We start from the raw sequence: 21100 nt of genomic DNA on the forward strand, positions 1-21100 counted from the left end.
ACGCCGGCGCTGGGCTTCGCCAGCCATGGCGGCGTTCCGTCGGCGTCGGGCGCGAAGTCGCCGGTGCTATAATCGCGGCTCTTTTTTACGCGCTCTTCAGATGCTTATCACCCGTCGCCTGGAGTTTGACGCAGGCCACCGAATTCCCGACCACAAGAGTCAGTGTCGCCACCTGCACGGTCATCGCTACGCGCTCGAGATCACCCTTGGCGGCGAGATCATCGAGCAGAGCGGGAATCCGGCCAACGGCATGGTGATGGATTTCTCCGAAGTCAAGGCCCTGGCCATGCGCCATCTGGTCGACGTCTGGGATCACGCCTTTCTTGCCTGGGCAGGCGACCAGCCGGTGGTCGACTTCCTGCATTCGCTGCCCGAACACAAGACGGTACTGTTCGATTGCGTGCCGACTGCCGAGAACCTTGCCCAGCGAGCATTCGCGATTCTCGACGCCGTCTATCGCGACAGCTACGGCAATCACCTGCGCCTCGAACGCGTGCGCCTCTACGAGACGCCCAACTGCTGGGCAGAGGCGGTTCGCGGATAGGGTATTGCCTTGTTGGTACTGCCTGTTCGGCGCCGGATTCTTGTACCATTCCGGGCAGGGCAACCATCGCAAGGCTCCAACGACGATGAAAGCAGAGCATTCTGCAGGCGCCGCTGAAGGCAAGCGCGCCCTCGTTCGCTGTCCGCACGGCAGCATTCCGTACCTGCCTGCCGGCATGCCGCAGCGACGATGCCGCTGCGGCATGCCGGGGCCGGGGGCGACGTTGAGCTGGCGCATGCTCGACGTCGGCGATACGGCGGTGACCATCGAGTTCGGCGACGGCGTCGATCAGCGCCTGCTGGCGGCGGTCGCCGCGCTTGATCAGGCCATCGCGCGCCAGGTGGCCAGCGGCCGTGCGCCGGGAATCGTCGAAACGGTGCCGACCTTCCGTTCGCTGACCGTGATCTACGATCCGCTGCGTACCACGCGCAGCGCCATCGAAGCCGTTGTGCGTGCCGCCAGCGAGTCGTCCCAAGACGCCATTCCCCGCGTCGGCCGGCACTGGCGACTGCCGGTCTGCTACGGCGACCAGAACGCCGCCTGTGGTCCCGATCTGGAGGCTCTGGCGGCCGCCTGCGCCTTGCCGTCGGAGGAGGTGCTGAGGCTGCATTCCACCACCACCTACGACGTCTACATGCTCGGCTTTCTGCCGGGCTTCGCGTTCATGGGTGATTTGCCCAAGGTGCTTGCGCAGCCGCGGCGCAGCGAGCCACGGCTGCGCGTCCCGGCGGGCAGCGTCGCCACCGCCGGGACGCTGACCGCGATCTATCCCTGGGAGAGCCCGGGCGGCTGGCACCTGATCGGCGCCTGTCCGGTGCCCCTGTTCTCGCCGGCCTGGGCGCAGGCGGCACTGTTGCAGCCGGGTGACCGGGTGAGTTTCCGTGCCGTCGACGCAGCCGAATATCGCTCGTTGCTCGACGAACTGGCGGCAAGCCGAGCGTCACCAACCCCGCCGGACGCGTTTCTGGTCGACGCCGGGGCTGCGCGATGAGGGCCGTTCTGGAAGTCGTCAGCCCCGGCGCCATGGCCAGCATCCAGGATCTGGGTCGCCACGGGCTGCGCCGCGTCGGCGTGCCGACCGCCGGCGCACTCGAGCCCGGTTGGCTACGCCTGGCCAATGCCTTGGCGGGCAATGAGCAGGACGCGCCGGCAATCGAATTCCTCGGCGGTGGGTTGTCGTTGCGCGCGCTGGAGCACCCCGTGCGTATTGCGCTTGCCGGCTATTTCCGTGCTGAAGTCGTCGCCGCGGGCGGGCGTCGTCGCCTCGACTCGTGGCGCAGCGTGACCCTGGCCCCTGGCGAGCCGCTGCGCTGCGCACAGCTGACGGCAGGCAGGGTGGCTTACCTGGCGCTGGCCGGGATGCGCGTGCCGCCGCAGCTCGGCAGTGCCTCTACCTATGCCCGCGCTGGCCTGGGCGGCGTCGATGGCGGTCTGCTGCTCGCCGGCGTGCGCTTCCTGGCTGGCGGGTGCAGCGGCGACGAGAAGGGCTTGCCGGCGCCGCCACTGGCTGATCCGGCGCCGATTCGTGTCGTTCTCGGGCCGCAGGACGACTACTTCGAGCCGGCGTCGATCGCCTGCCTGCTGAGCGCCGCCTACCAGGTTTCCCCGGCGGCCGATCGCATGGGAATGCGGCTCGACGGGCCCCTGCTCAGACATCGTCGCGAGAAAGGCGTCGAGATCACTTCCGACGCGACCGTACCGGGGTCGATTCAGGTGCCCGCGCAGGGCCAGCCAATCGTCCTTCTCGCCGACGGCCAGACCGCCGGAGGTTATGCGAAGATCGCCACCGTGATCTCGGCGGACCTGCCGCGCCTGGGTGTCATGGCGCCCGGCCAGGTGCTCCATTTCAGATCGGTTTCGGTGGCTGTCGCTGAACAGGCCGCGCGCCAGCGCGAGGCCGCAGTGCAGGCGCTGCTTGCCGCCATCGCGCCGCTGGTCGAGCGGAGCGGGATCGACCTGCAGGCAATCTACGCCGCCAATCTGGTCAGCGGGGTGGTCGACGCACAGGCGATGGACGACGCTTTTGCGCTGGCGGACCCTCCAGGGAAGGAAGAACAATGAGCCGCAGGATCAATCTCAACGCCGATCTGGGTGAAAGTTTCGGCATCTGGGAAATGGGCAGCGATGCCGAATTGCTGACCATCGTCGGCGCGGCCAACATTGCCTGCGGCTTCCACGCGGGCGACCCCCTGGTCATGCGGCGCACGGTCAGGCAGGCGCTTGCAGCCGGGGTCAGCCTCGGCGCGCATCCGTCGTTTCCCGACCTGCAGGGTTTTGGGCGGCGGCCGATGCAGCTGCCGACCGCCGAGCTGGAGGCGATGCTGATCTACCAGATTGGCGCCTTGAGCGGTCTCGCCCGGGCCGAAGGCGGGCGGCTGACACACGTCAAGCCGCACGGCGCACTGAACAACATGGCCTGCCAGGATGCGGCGCTGGCGAGCAGCGTGGTCGCCGCCATTCATAGCCTCGACCCGGCGTTGATCCTGCTCGCCCCGGCGCTGTCGAAGCTGGCCCTGGCCGGTGAAGCGGCCGGCTTGCGCGTCGCCGCCGAGATCTTCGCCGATCGCGCCTACGGCGACGACGGCAACCTGGTGCCGCGCAGCCAGGTCGGCTCGGTGTTGCACAGTGCCGACGAATGCGTCGCGCATGTGCGCCGGATGGTCGACGGCGGCGGCATCGTCACCCTCGGCGGGCAGTTGATCCGCACCGATTTTCACAGCATCTGCGTGCACGGCGACGGTGCCGAGGCGGTGGCCGCGGCGAGCGCCATTCATGCTTCGCTACGCGCGTCGGGCGTCAGCCTGTTGCCCCTTCCCGGAGTGCTCCGGGAGGCCGCCGACTCTGACGTGTCGCCGTCGATGCTTTAGAATATCGGCATCGCCGCAGCGCGAGCTGCCGACTGCCCCGCCGTCCAACGAGCCAGGTGCAAGGAGTGGCCAAATGGCCTCCGAGTGCCGGAAAGACGCTGATGCCCCACAGAATTCTCAAGGTTCCCGAGCGTGGCATGCTCGACGCTTACGAGCGCGTGCTGTCGTCGCGCAAGTTCACCGCCGACGCCGCGCAGCGCACGGCAGCCGAGCGTCTGCAGCGCCTGTACTACGAGCTGCTGTCGTTCAAGGTCGGGCGGAGCAGCAAGCTGCGCCGCTTCCTTGCGCCGCCGCCAGTGCCGCGCGGCGTCTATTTCTGGGGCGGGGTCGGTCGCGGCAAGAGCTTCCTGATGGACTGCTTCTACGACGCGGTCCCCTATCGTCGCAAGCGGCGGGTGCACTTCCACGCTTTCATGCACGACGTCCATCGCCAGCTGAAGCAGTTGAAGGGCGAAAAGGATCCGCTGGCCAGGTTGGCCGAACGCATTGCCAGCGAGCTGCGGCTGCTCTGCTTTGACGAGTTTCACGTCTCCGACATCGCCGATGCGATGATCCTCGGCCGTTTGCTCGACGCGCTTTTCGAACGCGGCGTGGTCTTCGTGATGACCTCCAACTATCCGCCCGACAGGCTCTATCCGAATGGCCTGCAGCGCGAAAACTTCCTGCCCACGATCGCCTTGATCAAGTCGCGCATGGACGTTCTGGAGATCGATTCCGGCGTCGACTACCGCTTGCGCACGCTCGAGCAGGTCGAGATCTTCCATTACCCGGCGGATGCCGCTGCCGAATCGAAGATGGCCGGCTACTTCACCAGCATTGCGGCCGGAGTGGGGGCCGCCGGCGGTAGCGTCGAGATTCTTGGTCGCCAGATCCCGACCTTGCGGCGGGGCAACGGCGTCATCTGGTTCGACTTCAAGGCGCTGTGCGGCGGTCCGCGTTCGCAGAACGATTACCTTGAACTGGCGCTTGGCTACCATACGGTTCTGCTCTCGGCGATCCCGCGGATGTCGTCGACCATGGCCTCCGAGGCGCGGCGCTTCACCTGGCTGGTCGATATTTTCTACGATCACAAGGTCAAGCTGATCGCCACTGCCGACTGCGAGCCGGATCAGCTCTATACCGAGGGTACGCAGGCCAGCGAGTTCTTCCGCACGGCCAGCCGGCTGACCGAGATGCGCTCGCGCGAGTATCTCGGGCTGCCGCATCTGTCGTGATCGGCCGGCACTGGGATGGGAGGAGGAACCCGTGTGGTGGCGGGATTTCACCGGTTCCATTGTGCTGCCCGCGTCGCCAAATCCGGGCAGGCATTCCCCAGCCCCGTCATTGCGAGGAGGCGTAGCCGACGCGGCAATCCAGTTCCATTCTCTGGCTGCTTGTCCGCCACATCAGCCAGGCAAAAAACAAGACCTCTGGATTGCTGCCACTTCGGCTATACGCCTCCTCGCAATGCCGTGCGGGCTGCTGTGGCGCCGTCAGACGGCAGCCAGTGCCTGCTCCAGATCGGCGAGCAGGTCGTCGATATGCTCGATGCCGATCGACAGGCGAACCATTTCCTCGGAAACGCCGGCCTTGGCCAGTTCTGCCGGCGCCAGCTGACGATGGGTGGTCGACGCCGGGTGGCAGGCCAGCGACTTGCTATCGCCGATATTGACCAGGCGGGTAAACAGCTGCAGCGCGTCCTGGAAGCGTGCCCCGGCTTCGGCAGCGCTGCAATCGCTGCCCTTGACGCCAAAGGTGAGGATCCCGGACGCCTTGCCCTGCATGTATTTCTCGACCAGCGCGTGGTCGCGGTGGTCGGGCAGGCCGGCGTAGTTGACCCACGCCACCTTGGCGTGTCCCTGCAGGTAGGCGGCGACCTTTTCGGCATTGGCGCAAATGCGGTCCATGCGCAGCGGCAGGGTTTCCAGTCCCTGCAGGATCAGGAAGACGTTGAACGGCGAAATCGCCGCACCCATGTTGCGCAGCGGCACGACACGGGCGCGACCGATGAAGGCCGCCGGGCCGAGCGCCTCCGTATACACCACGCCGTGGTAGGAAACGTCGGGTTCGTTGAGCCGCCGAAACCTCGCCTTGTGCTCGGCCCAGGGAAAGCGACCGCTGTCGACGATGATGCCGCCGATCGAGTTGCCGTGACCGCCGATGTACTTGGTCAGCGAGTGCACGACGATGTCGGCACCGTGTTCGAACGGCCGGCAGAGGTAGGGCGAGGGGACGGTGTTGTCGACGATCAAGGGGATGCCATGGCGGTGTGCAATCTCGGCCAGCTGCTCGAAATCGGTGACATTGCCGAGCGGGTTGCCGACCGATTCGCAGTAAAGGGCCTTGGTCTTGTCGTCGATCAGCTTTTCGAAGCTGGCCGGATCGGCGTAGTCGGCGAAGCGTACGTCGAGCCCGTACTGTGGCAGGGTATGGGCGAAGAGATTATAGGTGCCGCCATAGAGTGTCGCCGCAGAGACGATGTTGTCGCCCGCTTCGGCAATCGTCTGGATGGCGTAAGTGATCGCCGCCTGCCCCGAGGCCACCGCCAGCGCGCCGACGCCTCCCTCGAGTGCCGCAACACGCTTTTCGAGCACGTCCTGCGTCGGGTTCATGATCCGCGTGTAGATGTTGCCAGCCACCTTGAGGTCGAACAGGTCGGCGCCGTGCTGCGTGCTGTCGAACGAGTACGAGGTTGTCTGGTAGATCGGCACGGCGACCGCCTTGGTCGTTGCTTCGGGGCTGTAGCCGGCGTGGACGGCGAGGGTTTCGAGTTTCATGCGCTTCCTCTCTGGATGGGTTTGTGCGGTGTGTCGACTGGGCAGCATCTTAGCACCACCGCTGGCCGCTGTTGCCGGCCGGCCGCTTTGCTCGGCAGGCTTTGCCGGTAGCGCTGGCCAGCGGGGACGAAAGCTGTCGACAAAGCTTACAGTCGTGTTCCCGGCGACGGCGGAATGGGCAATAAAGCAGGCGCTTGTCATTGCGGCACGAGATTTGCTTGGAGAATCCTGGCCACCCATTTCGTGCACTGGCAAACAACAAGCGATCGGGATGGCTGCTGGTTGGCTGGCAGGCAGGCGACGTTTGCTGTGGCCATTGTCAACACCACAGGAGGAGGGTGTGGGCCGCGCCAGACACTGCGTTCTCGCCTTGTCGCCGGCTCCTTGTCTGCCGCTGCCGCGGAAACGGCGGTGGCAGACTTCTTTTTGCGCGTTGTCGGCCGGGCCAAGACGCTGGACTGCCGCGTCACCGTGCTCCTGGCCGTGACGGCTGGCTGTCGGTGCGTTGCCGCCGGCTCCTGCCGCGCAGCAGAAAGCGACCGGGGTCGACGGCGTTGACCAGGTCGTCGGGCAGCGGCAGCGGCGCGGCGGTGATCAGGCAGGCGAGCAGTTCGCCGGCGAGCGCCGACCAGACGATGCCGCGGGCGCCGAAGCCGTTGATCAGGTAGAGACCCGGCAGGCGCGGCATTTCGGCGAGTGGCCGGGAGGGAGCGCCGGGGTCGATCGCCGCGGCATCGCCGACGGCGCCGATCATCGGCAGGCGGTCGGGCGATAGCGGCCGGAAGCCGACGCGGCCGGCGAGGTCGCGGGCCTCGATTCCCTTGCCGTAGCCGGGCAGGATGAAGTCGAGTTTGGCCAGGTTTTCGGCGTGGTCGGCTTCGCGCAACGCGGCTTCTCCATCGTCGACGCTGAACGTGGCGCCGGCGCAACGCAGGCCGTCGATTGCCGGTGTCACGTAGCCGAGCCGGCAGACGACGACGTCGGGCGCCGATCCTGGCCTCGCGCGAAGGTGCGAAACCTGCCCCCGCGCTGCGCGCAGCGGCAGATGGGCGGTGACGGAAAAATATCGGGCGGTTGTCGCGTTGGCGAGGATCAGCACCGGCGCTGCGGCGATCACTTCGCCGGCGGCGTTGCGGGCGCGCCAGAGACCGGCCGGGCGGTCGATGTGCGCGACCTCGGTGTCGTAGTGGGCGCTGATCGCGTTGGCGTAGCGGGCGACGTTGGCGCGACACAGCGACGCCGGGTCGACCCAGCCACCGCCGGGGAACCACCAGCCGCCGCTGGCCACTGGCCAGGCGGCGAGCTTTCGCGCCTGTTGACGATCGACGAAGTAGAGCTCGTCGGCTGCCGCCTTCCGGATCTCGACGACCCGCCGCTGGGTCGCGGCGTGTGTTTCGTCGCGGGCCAGATGGAGGACGCCGGTCTGTCCCCAGCGCAGCGGCTGGCCGGCCGCGGTCAGCGCCGCGAAATGGCGGCAGGCGTGCTCGAAGCCCGCCCTGGTCAGGCGCGCCAGGCGGTTGTCGTCGAGCGAGGGGAGCGGTCGCAAGACGCCGGCGACGTTGCCCGATGCCCCCTGGCCCGGTTCGTGGGCACGCTCGATGAGGTCGATTTTCCAGCCGCGCGCCGCCAGCCTTTCGGCGGCGCTGCTCCCGGCCAGACCGGCGCCAATGACGATTGCGTGCGGGTTCATGGCCGTTTGGCTCGGCGACCTACTCGGGGCGCATTTGCGGGAAGAGGATCACGTCGCGAATGTTCGCCGAGTCGGTGAGGAGCATGATCAGGCGGTCGATGCCGATACCGCAACCGGCGGTCGGCGGCAGTCCGTATTCGAGCGCGCGGACGTAGTCTGCGTCGTAGTACATCGCTTCCTCGTCGCCGGCGTCCTTGGCCTTGGCCTGTTCGAGGAAGCGCGCTGCCTGGTCCTCGGGGTCGTTCAGCTCGGAGAAGCCGTTGGCGATTTCGCGGCCGGCGATGAACAGCTCGAAGCGTTCGGCGATCTCCGGGTTGCTGTCGCTGCGCCGCGCCAGCGGGCTGACCTCGGCGGGGTAGTCGACGATGAAGGTCGGGTCCCACAGCCCGGCTTCTGCGGTCTCCTCGAAGAGCAGGAGTTGCAGCGTGCCGAGGCCGGCTGCAGCGCCCACCTCGACCTTCATGGCGGTCAGTTTGGCGCGCAGCCAGGCGGCGTCGACGAGTTGCTCGACGCTGTAGCCGGGCTGGTCCTTGCGGATCGCTTCGATGATCGTCAGGCGCGCAAAAGGCTTGGCGAAGTCGAGCGTACGGCCCTGGTACTCGAAGACTTCAGTGCCCAGGGCCTCGCGCGCGCTGTGGCGCAGCAGCCCTTCGGTGAAGTTCATCAGGCGGCGATACTCGGAGTACGCCTCGTAGAACTCCATCATCGTGAATTCGGGGTTGTGGCGCGGGCTGATGCCTTCGTTGCGGAAATTGCGGTTGATCTCGAAGACTTTTTCGAGACCGCCGACGACCAGCCGCTTGAGGTACAGTTCCGGCGCGATGCGCAGGAAGAGCTCCATGTCGAGGGCGTTATGGTGCGTCCTGAAGGGCTTCGCCGAGGCGCCGCCGGGGATCGGATGCATCATCGGCGTTTCGACTTCGAGGAAGCCGTCGTTCACCATGTAGCCGCGGATCGACTGCACGATGCGGCTGCGCACGGCGAAAGTGAAGCGCGAGCGCTCGTTGGTGATCAGGTCGACGTAGCGCATGCGGTACTTCTGTTCCTGGTCGGTCAGGCCGTGGAACTTCTCCGGCAGCGGCCGCAGCGATTTGGCCAGCAGCCGTACCTGCGAGCATTCGACGGTCAGTTCGCCGGTGCGCGTGCGGAAGAGCGTGCCGACGGCGCCAACCATGTCGCCCATGTCCCAGCGCTTGAAGGCCGTGTAGGCCTCCTCGCCGATCAGGTCGCGGCTGACGTAGGCCTGGATGCGTCCGGAGAGGTCCTGCAGGGTGATGAACGAGGCCTTGCCCATGACCCGCTTGAGCATGATGCGGCCGGCGACGCGCACTTCGACCGGCAGGGCGGCGAGTTCGTCGCGGTTTTTTTCCTCGTAGAGCTCGTTGATCTTGCCGGCCGTGTTCTCGCGCGCGAAGTCGTTCGGATAGGCGCTGCCGGTCTGTCGCCACTCGGCGAGCTTGGCCCGCCGTTCGGCGATGATGCGGTTCTCGTCGTGCTGCGCTGAGCTGTCCTGGGGAGTGTCGGTGTGGGACATGATGGCGGGGTCTCGGGTGATCAGTTCTTTGCTGGCGTGGCCAGTGTCCGGGCGTCGCCGATGGCACGCTCGAGCAGGAAGGCGCCGATGGCCTTGGCCGTGGCCTTGTCGGCAGGCATTCCGTACCAGCGCGAAAACGCGGTTCGCGTATCGTCGGGATTGTCGCTCGCTGGCGGCAGGAAGAAGAGGCCGCTGGCGCGCCCGCTTTGCGGGTCGAAAAGAACGTAGAGGTGCTCGTCGAGGCAGCCGCGCGAGCTGCATGCCGAGGTCAGGACGTAGCCGGTGCCGTCGATGTCAACGCGCTCGGCGCGCTTGCCGGCGGCCAGTCGCTGCGTCCATTCCGGCAGGTCGAGCTCGCCGACGGCGCTGCGGTAGGCCTTGGCGAATTCCGGCTGCGCGGCGAGCAGGGCTTCCGGTTGCTGGCCGACATAGGCGTCGAGCGACGCGGCGAAGGTCGGCGCGAATGCCGGCACGACGAGCATGCTGGCGAGGGCGAAGCTGAGAAAAGGTCGTTGCACGGGTCAAACTCCCTGTTTGAGGCTTGCTTCAATGAACTGGTCGAGGTCGCCGTCGAGCACCCCTTGCGTATTGCCGACCTCGACGTTCGTCCGCAGATCCTTGATTCGCGACTGGTCGAGAACGTAGGAGCGGATCTGGTGGCCCCAGCCGATATCCGATTTGGCGTCTTCGAGTTTCTGCTGCTCGGCCTGGCGACTGCGCATTTCGGCCTCGTAGATGCGCGACTTGAGCATGGCCATTGCTTCGGCACGGTTGCGGTGCTGCGAGCGGTCATTCTGGCACTGGACGACGATATTGGTCGGCAGGTGCGTGATGCGCACCGCCGAATCGGTCTTGTTGATGTGCTGTCCGCCGGCGCCGGATGCGCGGTAGGTGTCGATACGCAGATCGGCCGGATTGATTTCGACTTCGAAGGAATCGTCGATCTCGGGGTAGGCGGTCACCGAACAGAAGCTGGTGTGGCGGCGGGCGTTGGAGTCGAACGGCGACTTGCGCACCAGGCGGTGAATGCCGGTTTCCGAGCGCAGCATGCCGTAGGCGTACTCACCGCTGAGCTTGATGCTGGCGGTCTTGATGCCGGCAACGTCGCCTTCGGACTCTTCGAGCACTTCGACGGCAAAGCCCTTGCGCTCGGCGTAGCGCACATACATGCGCAGGAGCATCGCCGCCCAGTCCTGCGCTTCGGTCCCGCCGGCGCCCGCCTGGATGTCGACAAAGCAATTGAGCGGGTCGGCCGGGTTGTTGAACATGCGCCGGAACTCGAGGTTGGCAACTTTCCTTTCGATGCCTGCGATGTCGGCGGCAATCGCCTGCAGCGTTTCGTCGTCGTCTTCGTCGCGGGCCATGGCAAAGAGTTCGCTGGCGTCGCGCAGGCCATCGCCAACCTCCTCGAGCGTCAGCACGACATTTTCGAGGGTGCGCTTCTCACGCCCCAAGTCCTGCGCGCGCTCGGCGTCGTCCCAGACCTTCGGGTCTTCGAGTTCTAGCGAAACGGCCTTAAGTTCATCGGCTTTCTGGTCGTAGTCAAAGATACCTCCGTAGTTCGGTGGCCCGTTGACCGAGGTCGTCGAGGCGGTTTTCGATGAGGTTGAGTTGTTCGGCTTCCATGTTTTCTCTGATCGCTTGATGAATGACCGCCCATTATATACGCGCCTCGGCAGCGGCCGGCCGGCTGCTTCGGCGAGCGCAGGCTGGGCAGCGGCAATTTGGTTTGCTGATCGGTGTCGGACGGATAGAATCCGTGCGCACCAGAAGCATTGGCTGCGCGTCACTACTGTCCGGTTCACTGCCCGGCCCGGAGAGGGTCGCAGTAGAGCGGTCTGAGCACCCGGTAATCCCCAGAACCAAGAAGACGAGGATGGTCATTTCATGAACAAGCTCAGCACAAAAGCCAAGTTTCTCCTGCTCGCCGCGGTCACCGCCGTACTGCTCGCGGCGCTCGGTGGAACCGGGATCTACAGCATGCGCCACATGGCTGGAGAAATTCGGGACGATATCGAGGCGGCGAAGGTCGAGCGGACCTTGCTGATCGCCATCGAAAGCGCGCACTCGCACTTCAAGACGCAGGTCCAGGAGTGGAAGAACATCCTCATCCGCGGCGGCGACCCGGCGAGCTTCGACAAATACCTGGCCCAGTTCACGGCCGAGGAAAAGGAGGTGCAGACCTTGTTGACCGCCGCTGCGGCGGCGATGAAGGAACGCGCCATCGCCACCGCCGACGTCGACAAGCTGCTCGCCGACCATCGGGAAATGGGCGGCAGGTATCGAGAGGCGCTGAAGTTCTACTTCCAGGACGACAAGGCCGCGGCGCAGGCGGTCGACCGCATGGTCAAAGGGATGGACCGGGCCACCGGCGACGGCATGGAAAAGGCGGTTGCGCATGTCGAGCAATTGTCGGCCGAGCGCATGGCTGCGCAGAGTGCCAGCGCCCAGGCCAGCTACGAGAAAGCACGCGACGCTTTCGCCGTGCTCGTTCTCTTCGGTCTGCTGCTGGCCGGAACGCTGTCCTTCGTCATCCAGCGCGACATCATGCGCCTGCTTGGTGGCGAGCCTGCGTACGCGGCCCAGGTCACCTGCCGAATTGCGGCGGGCGACCTGACCGACACGGTGCGCACCGGCGCCGGCGACGAAGACAGCCTGCTGGCTGCGGTCAAGCAGATGCAGAGTTCGCTGAATGCCGTGATCCGCCAGATTCGCGACGCCGCGACACGCCTTGCCGATGATGCCACCCGCATGAGCACTGCGTCCGAGAACGTCTCGCAGGGGTCGAACCAGCAGAACGAAGCGGCGGCTTCTATGGCCGCGGCGGTAGAGGAGCTGACCGCCAGCATCCGGCAGGTGTCGTCGAGTGCTGACGACGCTCGCCGCATGGCGGCCGAGGCCGGCACGCTGTCGCGCGACGGCGCGCTGGTGGTGAAAGGGGCGATCGTGGAGATCAACAAGATTGCCCACACCTTCAAGCATTCCAGCCAGCTGATCGCCGGGGTCGGAGAGCAGTCGGAGGAAATATCGGTGATCGTCAAGGTGATCAAGGAGATCGCCGATCAGACCAATCTGCTGGCCCTGAATGCAGCCATCGAGGCGGCACGCGCCGGCGAGCAGGGGCGTGGTTTTGCGGTCGTCGCCGATGAGGTCCGCAAGCTGGCCGAGCGTACGACGGCGGCCACGCTGAAGGTCGCGGGGATGATCGAGGCCATCCAGAATGGTGCGCGGGGGGCCATCCAGGGAATGGGCGAAGGCGGCGTCCAGCTGGACGAAGGCGTGCGCATGGCGGCCCGGGCGGGCGAGTCAATGACCCACATCGAAGCCGGTAGCCAGAGCGTTCTCGGTGCGGTGTCGGAGATCTCGTCGGCCTTGCAGGAGCAAAGCGCCACCAGCAACCTGCTCGCCGACAACGTCGAGAGAATTGCGCAGATGAGCCAGGAGAACACTGCCGCCGTCAATGGGGTGAATCAGGCGGCCAAGCATCTCGAGTCCCTGTCGGTGACGCTGAACGCCCTGGTCGGGCGCTTCAAGGTCTAATGCGGCGCCGCATTCTTGTTGCCATGACTGCATCTTGATTGTGGAATCCCGTTCATGAGCCTCCTGACACGCTTCCAGCTCTATCGCCATGCGGCCCGGCTTCGTCGTGCTGGCCTGAAGCTGGCAACGCTCGCCCAGGTGCGCCATCGTTGTTGTCTGTGCATCGAACTGCCGGCATCGCTCGGCAGTGCGCGCATCACCGCCATCAATGGTCCTGAGCAGCCGCTGCGGATTGGCGCCCACAGCTATGTTCGCAGTGGCTCGCTCAACATGGTCGGGCGCATCGGTCGCTTCTGCTCGATCGGTCAGAACGTTTCGCTCGGTGAGGACCCCCGCGCGCACCCCACCGATTGGGCTTCTACCAGCTCCGCCTTGATACACGGCTACGTCAGCCCGTTTCAGGAGCCAGAGCATTACGCCAACATCGGACACGACGTCTGGGTCGGTCATGGAGCGGTGGTCATGGCTGGGGTGACGGTGGCGACCGGTGCCATCATTGGCGGCAATGCGATGGTGACCCGGGACGTTCCCCCCTACCACATTGCAGCGGGCAATCCGGCACGGGTGGTGGGCATGCGCTTTCCCGAGGAAGTGGCGGCGGACCTGCTGGCCAGCCTTTGGTGGGAGCTGCCGTACGTGGCGCTATGTACTCTGCAGCGTCGTGACCCGATCGCCTTTGCCGCAGCGGCCCGGTCGCTGCTGGCGGCCGCGTCGCCAGCGGAATACCCGACGGCGACGCTGTATCAAAGGCGGGTGGTCTCGATCAGCGGCGTTTGAGGCGGCCGCGACCCGTTCTGCCTTCGCCTTGCGCGGGAGATCGCAGCGACACTGTCCGTGGGCGATCTGCGCGCGGGCTGGGCGTGCTCAGGCCAAAACCCCTGTTTACGGATAGGTTTCTGTCCGCTGGCTGCTGATATTATGGTCATTTGTTGCTATTGTGACGGCGAGTAGGCGTCGAGGAGGCTCTCTACAACTGGCGGGTCCGGGCGCTTGACCACGCAGCATGAATGCAGCGCCGTGTCTGCAGTGTGCGCAAACGAATAATCTGATTTTGGGAGGAAACCATGTTGGTCTGGCTGATTATCCTTTCTGGTTTGCTTGGCGTTGTGGCGTGGTTCTTCTGGCGCGCGCGCGCGCAACCCGCCCCCATGCGGGACAAGCCTCAGGCTGATTCCCAGCAGCCGTTCCATGCCGTCTCGATAAGGCGCGGCAAGAAGGCCTGTGCCGCGGTACGGCAGATTGGCGGGCAACGATTCCTGGCCCGCGACGCGCCTCGCTTGCCTTTGCGGGGCTGTGACGTGGACCCGTGCCAATGCCGCTACGCCCACTTCGATGACCGCCGAGAAGATGAGCGCCGGCAGATACACGCCTTGCAACGCGGCTTCATCGATGCTGTGGGTAACCGCGAGCGCCGCGGCGAGAGGGAGCGCAGAAGATCCGTGGAGTTTGCGTAAGCGCTGCCCGCTTCTGTCTGGCCGGGCGGGTCGCCGCGGCCGGCGCGGGCAGTTTAGCGCGGCACAGGGCTGCGCCGCGACCCGTACCTGCAGCCTGCAGCCCAAAGTCGCGTGCCCGGAGCAGAAAGCGGCCGGAAAAGAGGTCTGCTTCGAGCTAAGAAGATGGACCGCCCCCTCGCCTGTGGCTACACTGGCGGGCTGCAGTTTCTCGAATGCCACGTCGACGGGGGAATGGTTATGCAAATCAATATCGAGAGCAGACCCGCGGCTTCTGCTGCCTACGATACGAAGAAGAAGCGGCTGGTCGAGACGATCGATCGATTGTACGTTCGCGACGCACGCGCGTCGTTGCAGAAGATGCTCTCCAAGGTCCATCCCGTGGATTTGGCGTCGGTTCTCGACGATCTACCCCCGGCGCATGTAGTTGGCGTGTTCGGCGCCATTGCCGATGCCGACGAGGCAGCCGACGTCTTCAGCCAGTTGCCGCCGGACTTGCGTCGGCAGGTGTTGAGCGAGACAAAGGTCGAGAAGCTGGCCGGCGTTCTCGAGCATGTGCCACCGGACGACCTCGCAGACCTGATCGGCGACCTGCCGGAAGACCAGCGCGAGCAACTGATGGCCCTGCTCGGGCGCGAAAGCAAGGACGAAGTCGAGAGCCTGCTGCAATACGACCCGGACACGGCCGGCGGCATCATGACCACCGACATCTTCTCGCTGTCGCATGAGCTGACGGTGGAAGAGGCGATCGAGAACATCCGCAGCCACGACGACGTCGAGATGGTCTTCTATCTCTACCTGACCGACGAATCGGGACACCTGTCCGGCGTCGTCTCGCTGCGCCAACTCCTGCTGACTGCCGTCGATACGCCACTGCACAGGATCATGAATCGCCGCGTCATGAAAGTGAGCACCGACGACGATCAGACGGCCGCCGCCATGTTGGTCGACAAATACCGTCTTCTCGCCGTCCCGGTGGTCGACGAAGAGAACATCCTGGTCGGCATGATCACGGTCGATGACGTCATCGATGTCATTGAAGAAGAGACGACCCGCGACATCCTGAAAATGGCCGGGACGAACGAATCGGAGACGCTCACGCATTCGGCGTTCAAGATTGCCAGGATACGCCTGCCCTGGCTTCTGGCCGCGTTCGTTGGTGGTCTCGCGGCGACGGCCGTGATCGGGCAATTCGAGGTGATTCTTGCCGAGGTGCTGGTGCTCGGCGCCTTCCTGCCGGTGGTCATGGGAATGGCCGGAAACGTCGGTGTCCAGTCGGCAACCGTCGCCGTGCGCGGCCTGGCGACCGGTGCGATCGACGTTCGCGACACGGTGCCGCTGGTGCTCAAGGAACTGCGCGTGGGTCTCCTGCTGGGCGCTTTCTACGGGGTGATCCTGGCCGTCTACGGTTACCTGATACACGAAAGTCTCGCGCTGGGCGAGGTCGTCGGGCTGACGATTCTGGTCAACATGACCGGCGCGGCCCTGCTCGCAGTGCTCCTGCCCATGATCTTCCAGCGCTTGAAGGTCGATCCAGCCGTCGCCACCGGGCCATTCGTGACCACCGCCATCGACATCTTCGGGGTCCTCAACTACTTCGTGATCGCCAGCTGGATCTACGACCTCTGAGTGGCTGGCGCGGCGCGGTCGCCGCTGCGGTCTTGCCGTCTGGCCGCCTTCGGCACTCGCTTCTTACGCCGGGCGGCTCGGGTGGCTTCGGTGGTTCTCGAAATGCTCGATCATCAACTGCGGCGTCTGCACGCCGTTGAAGTCGTTGATCGCCAGCCGGTAGGCGGCGCGAATGGTGCCGCCCGGGGCCCGGGAAAAGTTGAACTGGATCGCGTCCAGCCTTTGCTCGCCTTTGCGCAGGCGCATCTTGAGGTGCTTGTCCTTGAGGATGCGCTGGCTTTCGACGACGAACTCGTCGGCGAACAGCGGCGCCGGAAAACCCTGGCCCCAGACTTCGGCTTCAAGCAGGCGCGCGGTGGCGATCGAGTAATAGCCTGATTCGAGGCCGCCGTCGGTTTCCAGCGTGCGCGTGCGGTCGGCGGGTGCCAGCAACTCCTCGGCAACCTGCGCGAACAGCTCGCGGAAACGCGGCAGGTCGCATTCCCGGATCGTCACCCCGGCGGCCATCGCGTGCCCGCCGAAGCGCAGCAGCAGGCCCGGCGCGCGTTTGCCGACCAGATCGAGCGCGTCGCGCAGGTGCAGGCCGGCGACTGAACGACCCGAGCCCTTGATTTCGCCGCCGTCACCCTCGCCGCGGGCGAAGGCGAAAACCGGCCGGTGCAGTCTTTCCTTGATGCGCGCGGCAACGATGCCGACGACGCCCTGGTGCCAGTCGGCGTCAAACAGCGAGACGCCGATGGCCGCCGGGTCAGCGGCTGGGTCGGCGCCCGCTTTCTCGATCTGCAGCAGCGCCTGTTCCTGCATGCCGGCCTCGATCTCGCGCCGCTCGCGGTTGAGCGCGTCGAGTTGCTGGGCAATGTTCATCGCCCGCCCGGGGTCGTCGGTGATCAGGCATTCGATGCCCAGCGACATGTCGGCAAGGCGGCCGGCGGCGTTCAGGCGCGGGCCGATCATGAAGCCGAGGTCGGTGCTCGACGCCTGCTCCGGGTTGCGGCCGGCGGCGCGAAAAATCGCCGCTATGCCGGGCGTCAGGCGACCCTGGCGGATGCGCTGCAGGCCCTGGCTGACCAGCACCCGGTTGTTGTGGTCGAGCTTGACGACGTCGGCGACGGTGCCCAGGGCGACCAGATCCAGCAGCGCCGCCAGCTTGGGTTCGCTTCTGCCGCTGGCCTCGGAAAACCAGTCCCGCCGGCGTAACTCGGCGCGCAGCGCGAGCATCACGTAGAACATCACGCCGACGCCGGCCAGCGACTTGCTCGGGAAGTCGCAGCCGGGCTGGTTGGGATTGACGATGCATGCGGCGGCGGGCAGCTCGTCACCCGGCAGATGATGGTCGGTGATCAGCGTGGCGATGCCCAGTTCGCGGGCGCGGGCGACGCCGTCGACGCTGGCGATGCCGTTATCGACGGTGACGATCAGGTCGGGGTTGCTCTTTGCCGCCAGGTCGACGATGTCCGGCGACAGGCCGTAGCCGTAGGTGAAGCGGTTGGGGACCAGATAGTCGACGCGCGCGCCGAAGGCGCGCAGCGCGCGGATGCCGACCGCGCAGGCGGTCGCCCCGTCACAGTCGTAGTCGGCGACGATAAGAATCTTCGCCTGCCGGCCGATGGCGTCGGCGAGGAGGCCGGCAGCGGTGCCGGAGTGGGTCAGGCGGGCTGGCGGCAGCAGCGACTGGAAGTCGTAGTCGAGCTCGCTGCGCATGACGATGCCGCGCGCTGCATAGATGCGCGCCAGCAGTGGGTGCAGGCCCTGTTGTTCGAGTTGCCACTGGACGCGCTGCGAGACGCGACGGCTGACGATTTGCGTCATCCGTCACCCTCCCGCGCCAGCGCCTGCGCGGTCGCCGCCAGCGGTCGTGGGCGACGCCACAGTTGCCACTGCTCGCCGCGGCCGCTCTCCCAGGCCAGCGTTGCGTAGGCCGTCGAGGCTTCCAGACGCAGGCGCTTGATCCTGCCGCCGGCGAGCGCCTTCTGCAGCGGCGCGAACCAGCGCGCGTCGAGTCTGGCCAGTTGCTTGCGGTAGGCGTCGGCATCCTCGTATTGCACAGGGCGCTGCAGCGCGTCAATAACGAGCAGTTGCCGGCTGCCGGCGGGCGCCTGCGCGAGCAGGGCGCCAAGGTCGTCGGGCAGCGCCCGCGTCGGGACGCCGAAAGCGTTTCCGAGGCCGCAGGTCAGCACGTCCTCGCCCCAGACGCCGGCAAAATCGCCGGTGCCGGCGCCGGTACCGGCTGCGGGACGCACGCCGGCGCCCCACAACCACAGGCTGTTGATCGTCGCGCGGCCAGCCGCCTCGCGCCGTTCGTTGGCCGGCTGCCCGTAGAGAACCATTTGCACCTCGTTGAGCAGTTGCCGCAGGTGGCGCGCCTGTGGCGTGGCGGGCAACTGCCGGGCGAGCCGGCGACCGGCGACGACCGACAGCGGCGGGACGTCGAAGTGGCCGAGATCGGTTTCGCCGGCGAGCTGCAGATACCAGCGATCGGCGCTGGCGACATGGAAGGTGCCGATGTCGGCAAACTGACGATTGAGTTCGGCGGTGATTTCGTGCGCCTCGTCGCTGCTGATGTCGAGACTGCCGGCGTCGGCAAGAATGAGTTTTTCCTGGTGCAGGCGCAGATGTACGGGGTCGGCGCAGAGCCAGCAGGGGTCGGCTCCGCTGGGGGTTGGCGCCTGCTTCTCGCCGAGGACGCGAAAAGCGGCCCAGGGGACGTTTCCGGCGAGGCCAAAGGCGTCGCCAAGCGTTGCCTCGAAGGACTGCGGCGCTCGCCGCTGCAGCCGGCTGCGCGCGATCAGCGTGTTCAGTCCGGGGCAGGCGAGGGCGTCGAAGGTCTCGCGGTCGTCGGGTTCGGGCCAGACGAGTTCGGGGACGACAAGGGTGAGCTGCATGAGGGCTGGCCGGAGGAGACGAAAGGGTGGACGACGGGGCGATGTGGCGTTGAACGGGGTAATGGCTGCGCCGGGCGGATGGCCTGCAGACGGCCGGGCATCGCGCGGGGAGGGCTGAATGGGCAGTCGCTGGCGGAAAAGTGTAGCATAGCGGCTTTGCCGTTTCGGCGCTTCGAACCACCAACCTGAGATGAGTTCCTGCCGCTGATGGCCCTTCCCTACGAGCTGCTGATCGGCCTGCGCTACACGCGCGCCAAGAAGCACAACCACTTCATTTCCTTCATCTCGCTGATTTCCATGCTTGGCATCGCGCTCGGCGTCGCCGCGCTGATCGTCGTGCTGTCGGTGATGAACGGCTTTCAGACCGAGCTTCGCTCGCGGATTCTGGCCGTCGTCTCGCACGTTCAGATCACCGGCAGCAGCGGCGAAATGGTCGGCTGGCAGTTTGTTGCCGAGCAGGCGGCCGGGCATCCACAGGTCCTCGCTGCCGCGCCGTTCGTGCAGGCGCAGGCCATGCTCTCCTACGGGCAGGCGGTGCGTGGCGCGATGGTGCGCGGCATTCTTCCCGACCAGGAAGACCGGGTCGCCGATTTCCGCCCGCACATGAAGAGCGGCAAGCTCGACGACCTGCAGCCGGACAGCTTCAACATCATTCTCGGCAGCGAGCTGGCGCGCGCGCTCGACGTCCTCGTCGGCGACCGGGTGACGCTGATCGCTCCGCAGGGCGTGGTGACGCCCGCCGGGGTGATCCCGCGCCTGAAGACCTTCAACGTCGTCGGCCTGTTCGAAGTCGGCATGTACGAGTACGACAGCGGCCTGGCGTTGATTCACCTCGCCGACGCGCAGCGCCTGTACCGCATGGACGACCGTGTTTCCGGCGTGCGCCTGAAACTCGACGATTTGTTCAAGGCGCCACAGGTGGCGCGCACTCTGGCCGCTTCCCTGCCGATCAACGCCTTCATCAGCGACTGGACGCGCAGCCACGCCAATTTCTTTCGCGCCGTACAAATCGAAAAGAACATGATGTTCATCATCCTCTCGCTGATCGTCGCCGTCGCTGCGTTCAACATCGTGTCCACGCTGGTCATGGCGGTGACCGACAAACAGGCGGACATTGCCATCCTGCGCACGCTCGGCGCCAGCCCGATGAGCATCATGATGGTGTTCATCGTGCAGGGCGCGCTGATCGGCTTCATCGGCCTCGGCCTGGGCGTCGCTGGCGGGGTGGCGCTGGCGCTCAACGTCGATGTCGTGGTGCCGTTCATCGAGCGCATGCTCGGCACGCAGTTCCTCGCCAAGGAGGTCTATTACATCTCGAACCTGCCGTCCGAACTGCAGTGGAGCGACGTGACGACGATCGTCAGCGTGGCTTTCGTGCTCGCGCTGGTGGCGACGATCTATCCCAGCTGGCGGGCGAGCCGGGTCAATCCGGCGGAAGCGCTGCGCTATGAGTGAGCCGGTTCTGGCCTGTCAGGGGCTGAGCAAGATCTATCGCCAGGGCGACAGCGAAGTCGAGGTCCTGCTCGGCGTCGATCTCGAAATCGAGGTCGGCGAACGTGTGGCCATCGTTGGCGCTTCGGGTTCCGGCAAGAGCACGCTATTGCATCTGCTCGGCGGCCTGGACGCGCCGAGTGGCGGCAACGTGCAGTTGATGGGCAAGGACTTGAAGAGCATCAGCGACGCACAGCGCGGGACGCTGCGCAATCGCCACCTGGGTTTCGTGTATCAGTTTCATCACCTGCTCGCCGAGTTCACCGCGCTCGAGAACGTCGCCATGCCGCTGATCATCCGGCGCATGCCAAAGGCCGACGCCGAAGCGCGGGCGGCGACCGTGCTCGCCGAGGTCGGTCTCGGCCACCGCTTGCAGCACACCCCGTCGGAATTGTCGGGGGGCGAGCGTCAGCGCGCGGCGATTGCCCGCGCACTGGTCACCGAGCCGGCGTGTGTCCTTGCCGACGAGCCGACCGGCAACCTCGATCGGCAAACCGCCGCCGGCGTCTTCGAGCTGATGCTGGCGCTCAACCGCTCGCGGCAGACCAGCTTCGTCGTCGTCACCCACGACCCCGCACTTGCCGGCCGTGCCGAGCGCATCCTGACCCTGCGCGACGGTCGCCTGCAGCCGTCCGGCGACTGAGATCCTGACCAGCGCGCCTAAAGTTTCGGCGCGCGCTGCCGTTAAGCTTCCTGCGGCACTCATTGGAGACGGA

At 66.0% G+C, this 21100-nt stretch carries 18 protein-coding genes; 11 read left to right on the plus strand and 7 right to left on the minus strand.

Annotated elements, in window-relative coordinates; genetic code table 11:
* Positions 1-100: 100 nt before the first annotated feature.
* From QZ613_RS19600 to zapE, 5 genes are all read left to right on the plus strand, one after another.
* A complete protein-coding gene (locus QZ613_RS19600) occupies positions 101-544 on the plus strand; it encodes a 6-carboxytetrahydropterin synthase (RefSeq protein ID WP_043562997.1) in 444 nt (147 codons plus the stop codon).
* Positions 545-629: 85 nt separating this feature from the next.
* Positions 630-1535, plus strand: a complete 906-nt coding sequence (pxpB, locus tag QZ613_RS19605) for a 5-oxoprolinase subunit PxpB (RefSeq protein ID WP_291983684.1) — start codon at positions 630-632, stop codon at positions 1533-1535.
* Positions 1532-2605: a biotin-dependent carboxyltransferase family protein gene (locus QZ613_RS19610; RefSeq protein WP_291983686.1), complete on the plus strand. Its 1074-nt coding sequence runs from the start codon at positions 1532-1534 to the stop codon at positions 2603-2605. The genes pxpB and QZ613_RS19610 overlap by 4 nt, the downstream gene beginning before the upstream one ends.
* The gene (locus QZ613_RS19615; RefSeq protein WP_291864917.1) at positions 2602-3411 is read left to right on the plus strand and encodes a 5-oxoprolinase subunit PxpA; all 810 of its coding nucleotides are present in this window, start codon (positions 2602-2604) and stop codon (positions 3409-3411) included. Before QZ613_RS19610 ends, QZ613_RS19615 begins: the two co-directional genes overlap by 4 nt.
* A gap of 101 nt (positions 3412-3512) precedes the next feature.
* On the plus strand, positions 3513-4625 hold the full coding sequence (zapE, locus tag QZ613_RS19620; protein WP_043563002.1) for a cell division protein ZapE: 1113 nt from the start codon (positions 3513-3515) through the stop codon (positions 4623-4625).
* 258 nt (positions 4626-4883) lie between these two features.
* On the opposite strand, the gene QZ613_RS19625 is transcribed toward zapE, so the two are convergent.
* The 5 genes from QZ613_RS19625 to prfB form a co-directional block, all read right to left on the minus strand.
* Positions 4884-6167, minus strand: coding sequence for an aminotransferase class I/II-fold pyridoxal phosphate-dependent enzyme (locus QZ613_RS19625; protein ID WP_043563004.1), 1284 nt, complete (start codon positions 6165-6167; stop codon positions 4884-4886).
* A 466-nt stretch (positions 6168-6633) separates the two neighbouring features.
* The gene (mnmC, locus tag QZ613_RS19630) at positions 6634-7857 is read right to left on the minus strand and encodes an FAD-dependent 5-carboxymethylaminomethyl-2-thiouridine(34) oxidoreductase MnmC (protein WP_291864922.1); all 1224 of its coding nucleotides are present in this window, start codon (positions 7855-7857) and stop codon (positions 6634-6636) included.
* A gap of 19 nt (positions 7858-7876) precedes the next feature.
* Entirely contained in the window at positions 7877-9391 is a 1515-nt protein-coding gene (lysS, locus tag QZ613_RS19635) for a lysine--tRNA ligase (RefSeq protein ID WP_291983688.1), read from the minus strand.
* 20 nt (positions 9392-9411) lie between these two features.
* Positions 9412-9909, minus strand: a complete 498-nt coding sequence (locus QZ613_RS19640) for an Ivy family c-type lysozyme inhibitor (RefSeq protein WP_291864928.1) — start codon at positions 9907-9909, stop codon at positions 9412-9414.
* 3 nt (positions 9910-9912) lie between these two features.
* Positions 9913-11017 (minus strand): peptide chain release factor 2 gene (prfB, locus tag QZ613_RS19645; RefSeq protein ID WP_291864932.1). Its coding sequence is split into 2 segments (ribosomal slippage): positions 9913-10935 and positions 10937-11017, totalling 1104 coding nucleotides; the frame shifts between segments, so codons are not numbered across the junction.
* A 261-nt stretch (positions 11018-11278) separates the two neighbouring features.
* Here prfB and QZ613_RS19650 point away from each other — a divergent pair.
* The 4 genes from QZ613_RS19650 (at position 11279) to mgtE (ending at position 16011) form a co-directional block, all read left to right on the plus strand.
* On the plus strand, positions 11279-12931 hold the full coding sequence (locus tag QZ613_RS19650; RefSeq protein ID WP_291983690.1) for a methyl-accepting chemotaxis protein: 1653 nt from the start codon (positions 11279-11281) through the stop codon (positions 12929-12931).
* 54 nt (positions 12932-12985) lie between these two features.
* Positions 12986-13708 carry a CatB-related O-acetyltransferase gene (locus QZ613_RS19655; protein WP_291983692.1) on the plus strand — a complete coding sequence of 241 codons (723 nt, stop codon included), beginning with the start codon at positions 12986-12988 and terminating at the stop codon, positions 13706-13708.
* Between the two features lie 287 nt (positions 13709-13995).
* Positions 13996-14385 carry a hypothetical protein gene (locus tag QZ613_RS19660; RefSeq protein ID WP_291864940.1) on the plus strand — a complete coding sequence of 130 codons (390 nt, stop codon included), beginning with the start codon at positions 13996-13998 and terminating at the stop codon, positions 14383-14385.
* 162 nt (positions 14386-14547) lie between these two features.
* Entirely contained in the window at positions 14548-16011 is a 1464-nt protein-coding gene (gene mgtE / locus QZ613_RS19665) for a magnesium transporter (RefSeq protein WP_291864942.1), read from the plus strand.
* Positions 16012-16074: 63 nt separating this feature from the next.
* Here the strand turns inward: mgtE and recJ are convergent, their stop codons facing one another.
* Both recJ and QZ613_RS19675 read right to left on the minus strand, forming a co-directional pair.
* The gene (gene recJ, locus QZ613_RS19670) at positions 16075-17820 is read right to left on the minus strand and encodes a single-stranded-DNA-specific exonuclease RecJ (protein WP_291864944.1); all 1746 of its coding nucleotides are present in this window, start codon (positions 17818-17820) and stop codon (positions 16075-16077) included.
* Positions 17817-18893 carry a hypothetical protein gene (locus QZ613_RS19675; protein WP_291864946.1) on the minus strand — a complete coding sequence of 359 codons (1077 nt, stop codon included), beginning with the start codon at positions 18891-18893 and terminating at the stop codon, positions 17817-17819. Before QZ613_RS19675 ends, recJ begins: the two co-directional genes overlap by 4 nt.
* Before the next feature lie 207 nt (positions 18894-19100).
* Between QZ613_RS19675 and QZ613_RS19680 the strand changes: the two genes are divergently transcribed.
* Both QZ613_RS19680 and lolD read left to right on the plus strand, forming a co-directional pair.
* Positions 19101-20348, plus strand: a complete 1248-nt coding sequence (locus tag QZ613_RS19680; protein ID WP_043563022.1) for a lipoprotein-releasing ABC transporter permease subunit — start codon at positions 19101-19103, stop codon at positions 20346-20348.
* Complete coding sequence (lolD, locus tag QZ613_RS19685) at positions 20341-21027, plus strand: lipoprotein-releasing ABC transporter ATP-binding protein LolD (protein WP_291864948.1); 687 nt, start codon at positions 20341-20343, stop codon at positions 21025-21027. The genes QZ613_RS19680 and lolD overlap by 8 nt, the downstream gene beginning before the upstream one ends.
* Positions 21028-21100: the final 73 nt, after the last annotated feature.

Source organism: Candidatus Accumulibacter sp. ACC005 (assembly GCF_907163215.1).
GTDB classification, from domain to species: domain Bacteria; phylum Pseudomonadota; class Gammaproteobacteria; order Burkholderiales; family Rhodocyclaceae; genus Accumulibacter; species Accumulibacter regalis.